A 3,780-nucleotide genomic window follows, 5' to 3' on the forward strand; every position below is an offset into this window, starting at 1 on the left:
GTTGCGGGCGGCGTAACTTCAGGGCCCGTCAGGGCTGCCGGTATGGGGCCCTTACAGGGCCGGTGCAAACCACCGGCTCAGCCGGTGGTTCTGATTCTTCAACGCATTTTCCTTCCCCGTCTCCAGGAGGGCTCCTTGACAGTTGCGTCGTAATTTTGCTAAGATATCGCGCGTGTCTCGAACACGGGAGGTATTCTTGTGCCTTTGAACGAACTTGCGGTGGCGGAACGTATCGTCGGGGAGAAGGAGGCGCGGCGGGCCCTGTCCAAGGGATTGCTGCGGAAGCTTTTTGTCGCCGCCGATGCGGAGCCTGGAAGGCTCGATTCCCTTTTGCGGGATGCGGAGGCCGCCGGCGTCGAGGTGGAGAGGGTTGAATCCCGCCTGATCTTGGGGCGAGCCTGCGCCATAGACCGATCGGCCTCGGCAGCCGGTCTGCTGAAGCGCTGACCTATAGATGTTTTTACGATTCAGTTTTGAGGAGGAGATTCTGTGCCAACCATCAATCAGCTTGTGCGCTACGGGCGCGAGGAGAAGCGGAGCAAGAGCGACTCGCCGGCCCTTCAGGGCAATCCCGCCCGCAGGGGCGTGTGTACCCGAGTCTACACGGTGACCCCCAAAAAGCCCAACTCGGCTCTCCGCAAGGTCGCCCGTGTGCGTCTGACCAACGGCATCGAGGTGACGTCCTACATTCCGGGTATCGGACACAACCTTCAGGAGCACTCCGTGGTGCTTGTCCGCGGAGGACGCGTCAAGGACCTTCCCGGCGTGCGGTACCACATCGTCCGCGGTACGCTCGACTGCGGCGGGGTGGAGAACAGGAAGCGCAGCCGCTCCAAGTACGGTGCGCGTAAGCCGAAGGCCAGTTAATTCAGGGAGGGTTTGACATGCCTCGTAAAGGTCATGTGCGGAAGCGGGAGGTCGTTCCGGATACCCGATTCGGGAATCCGGCGGTTGCAAAGTTCATCAGCAGTCTGATGAAGGGCGGCAAGAAGAGCGTAGCCGAGAGGATTTTGTACGGCGCCCTCGACAAGGCTGCCGAGAAGTTGGGGGCGGAGCCCTTCGAGGTTTTTGAGAAGGCCATGGGCAATGTGGCGCCTCAGATCGAGGTGCGTCCCCGAAGGGTTGGCGGCGCTACCTATCAGGTGCCCGTCGAGGTCTCGCCCGAGAGGGGGCAGCTGCTTTCCATTCGCTGGATCATCTCCTACGCCCGTTCCAAAAAGGGGATGCCCATGTCGGAGCGGTTGATGCGCGAGTTGATGGATGCCTACAAGAACGAGGGCAGCTCCATCAAAAAGCGCGAGGATACCCACAAGATGGCCGAGGCCAACCGCGCGTTCGCTCACTATCGGTGGTAATTCGCCCCTGTGCGGGGCATCTATTTTGGCGGCTGAATTCCAGGCTTGGATCGACGGGCTTTCGAGCTCCCGGACCTCCGGGGTCGGGCCCGGTTTGGGCTTTCAGGAATGCCGTGTCTGGGTAGGTGCGTTTTTTGGATATCTCGAAACTCAGGAACATAGGAATAGCGGCCCATATCGATGCGGGCAAGACGACGACCAGCGAGCGCATCCTCTATTACACCGGCCGTAGCTACAAGATCGGCGAGGTGCACGAGGGTGCGGCCACCATGGACTGGATGGAGCAGGAGCGTGAGCGCGGGATCACCATCACGTCCGCGGCCACGACCTGCGTTTGGAAGGACCATACGATCAACCTCATTGATACGCCCGGCCACGTGGATTTTACGGTCGAGGTGGAGCGTTCCATGCGCGTCCTCGATGGCGCCGTATCGGTCTTTTGTGCCGTGGGCGGCGTGGAGCCCCAGTCCGAGACGGTCTGGCGGCAGGCGGACAAGTATCACGTTCCCCGTGTGGCGTTCGTCAACAAGATGGACCGTATCGGGGCGGACTTCGATTCGGTGGTCGGTGCGCTCCGGGAGCGGCTCGGTGCCTGTGCGATCCCCATTCAGATGCCCATCGGCGCCGAGGACGAATTTGCGGGCGTAGTGGACCTGATCGAGCAGAAGGCCGTGATGTTCAGCGGGGAGCTGGGCCAGCCGCCTAGCGTAACCACAATTCCCGCGGAGCTGGCCCTGCCCGCCAAGGCGGGACGGGACGCCATCGTCGAGGCCCTCTCCGACTTCAGCGACGACATCATGACCCTCTATCTCGAGGGACAGGAGGTCGGCTCCGAGCTGATCCGCAAGGTGCTGCGCGAGGCGACCATCGCCCTGAAGGCCGTCCCTGTGCTTTGCGGCTCGGCCTTCAAGAACAAGGGGGTCGAGCTGGTGCTGGACGCGGTGGTGAACTACCTGCCCAGTCCGATCGATCTGCCTCCCATCCACGGGACGGAGCCCGGAAACCCCGAGAAGACGCTGGAGCGTCACAGCGATCCCAAGGAGCCCTTTGCGGCCCTGGCCTTCAAGGTGGCGGTCGATCCGTTCCTGGGCAAGCTGATCTTCCTGCGCGTCTACTCCGGCAGGCTGGAGAAGGGGAGCACCACCTACAACGCCACCTCGGGACAGAGGGAGCGCATCGGGCGCATCATGAGGATGCACTCCAACAAGCGCGAGGACATCGACGTCGTCGAGGCGGGGATGATCGTCGCCGTGCCCAGCCTGAAGGGGACCAAGACGGGCGATACCCTCTGCGCGGAGGATCATCCGATCGTGCTGGAGAGCCTGGTCTTCCCCGAGCCGGTCATCTCCCTCGCCGTGGAGCCCGCGACGCAGGGCGACAAGATCAAGCTCAGCAAGGGGCTGGTCGCTTTGGCCGACGAGGACCCCACCTTCCGGGTGCGTACGGACGAGGAGAGTGGGCAGACCATCATCTCGGGGATGGGTGAGCTGCATCTCGAGATCATCGTGGACCGTCTGAAGCGGGAATTTGGCGTCGACGTCAAGGTCGGCCGTCCTCAGGTCTCCTACAGGGAGGCCATCCAACGTGCGGCCTCCGCCGAGGGGAAGTACATCCGCCAGTCCGGCGGGCGCGGCCAGTACGGACACGTCGTGTTCGAGATGGAGCCCCTGTCCGAGGGCAAGGGGTACGAGTTCGAGGATCGCATCGTTGGAGGCGTCGTCCCGAAGGAGTACGTCGCGGCGGTCCAGAAAGGGCTCGAGGAGGCCATCCAGAGCGGCGTGATGGGCGGCTATCCGGTGATCGGCGTCAAGATCGCGCTGGTCGACGGCAGCTACCACGACGTCGACAGCTCCGAGATGGCGTTCAAGATTGCGGCCTCCATGGGCTTCAAGGAGGCCATGAAGAAGGCCGGGCCCGTGCTGATGGAGCCGATCATGGCCGTGGAGGTCGTGACGCCCGAGGATTACGTCGGCGACGTCATCGGCGATCTCTCCTCCCGCCGTGGGCGGATCGAGGGTATGGACATGAGGGCCAACGCGCGTATAATAAGGGCTTACGTGCCGCTTGTCGGGATGTTCGGGTATGCGACCGACCTCCGCAGCAAGACCTCCGGGCGGGCCAACTACACGATGCAGTTCGACCACTACGAGCCCACTCCGGCGGATGTTGCGGAAAAGGTGCTTCAGGGTAAGGGCAGTTAAAAGTTTTTTGTAAAAATATATCTGTATTTTACTGGGAGGAATCGAAAGATGGCGAAGGAGAAGTTCGAGCGGAGTAAGACGCACCTGAACATCGGAACGATCGGTCACATCGACCACGGCAAGACGTCGCTGACGGCGGCGATCACGAAGTGTCTTTCGACTCAGAAGTGGGCGGATTTCACGGCGTACGACATGATCGACAAGGCCCCGGAGGAGCGTGAGCG

General features: G+C 62.2%; 5 protein-coding genes. All 5 read left to right on the forward strand.

What is annotated here, in order from left to right; genetic code table 11:
* Positions 1–198: 198 nt before the first annotated feature.
* Positions 199–447, forward strand: a complete 249-nt coding sequence (locus EII26_RS12660; protein WP_124889517.1) for a 50S ribosomal protein L7ae — start codon at positions 199–201, stop codon at positions 445–447.
* A 42-nt stretch (positions 448–489) separates the two neighbouring features.
* On the forward strand, positions 490–867 hold the full coding sequence (rpsL, locus tag EII26_RS12665; RefSeq protein WP_124889518.1) for a 30S ribosomal protein S12: 378 nt from the start codon (positions 490–492) through the stop codon (positions 865–867).
* A 17-nt stretch (positions 868–884) separates the two neighbouring features.
* Positions 885–1,355 carry a 30S ribosomal protein S7 gene (rpsG, locus tag EII26_RS12670; RefSeq protein WP_124889519.1) on the forward strand — a complete coding sequence of 157 codons (471 nt, stop codon included), beginning with the start codon at positions 885–887 and terminating at the stop codon, positions 1,353–1,355.
* 125 nt (positions 1,356–1,480) lie between these two features.
* Positions 1,481–3,556, forward strand: a complete 2,076-nt coding sequence (gene fusA, locus EII26_RS12675; protein WP_124889520.1) for an elongation factor G — start codon at positions 1,481–1,483, stop codon at positions 3,554–3,556.
* Between the two features lie 48 nt (positions 3,557–3,604).
* A partial coding sequence (locus tag EII26_RS12680) for a GTP-binding protein (RefSeq protein ID WP_233572688.1) occupies positions 3,605–3,780 on the forward strand: 176 nt, incomplete at its 3' end.

This window comes from Fretibacterium sp. OH1220_COT-178 (assembly GCF_003860125.1).
Taxonomy (GTDB): domain Bacteria; phylum Synergistota; class Synergistia; order Synergistales; family Aminobacteriaceae; genus CAJPSE01.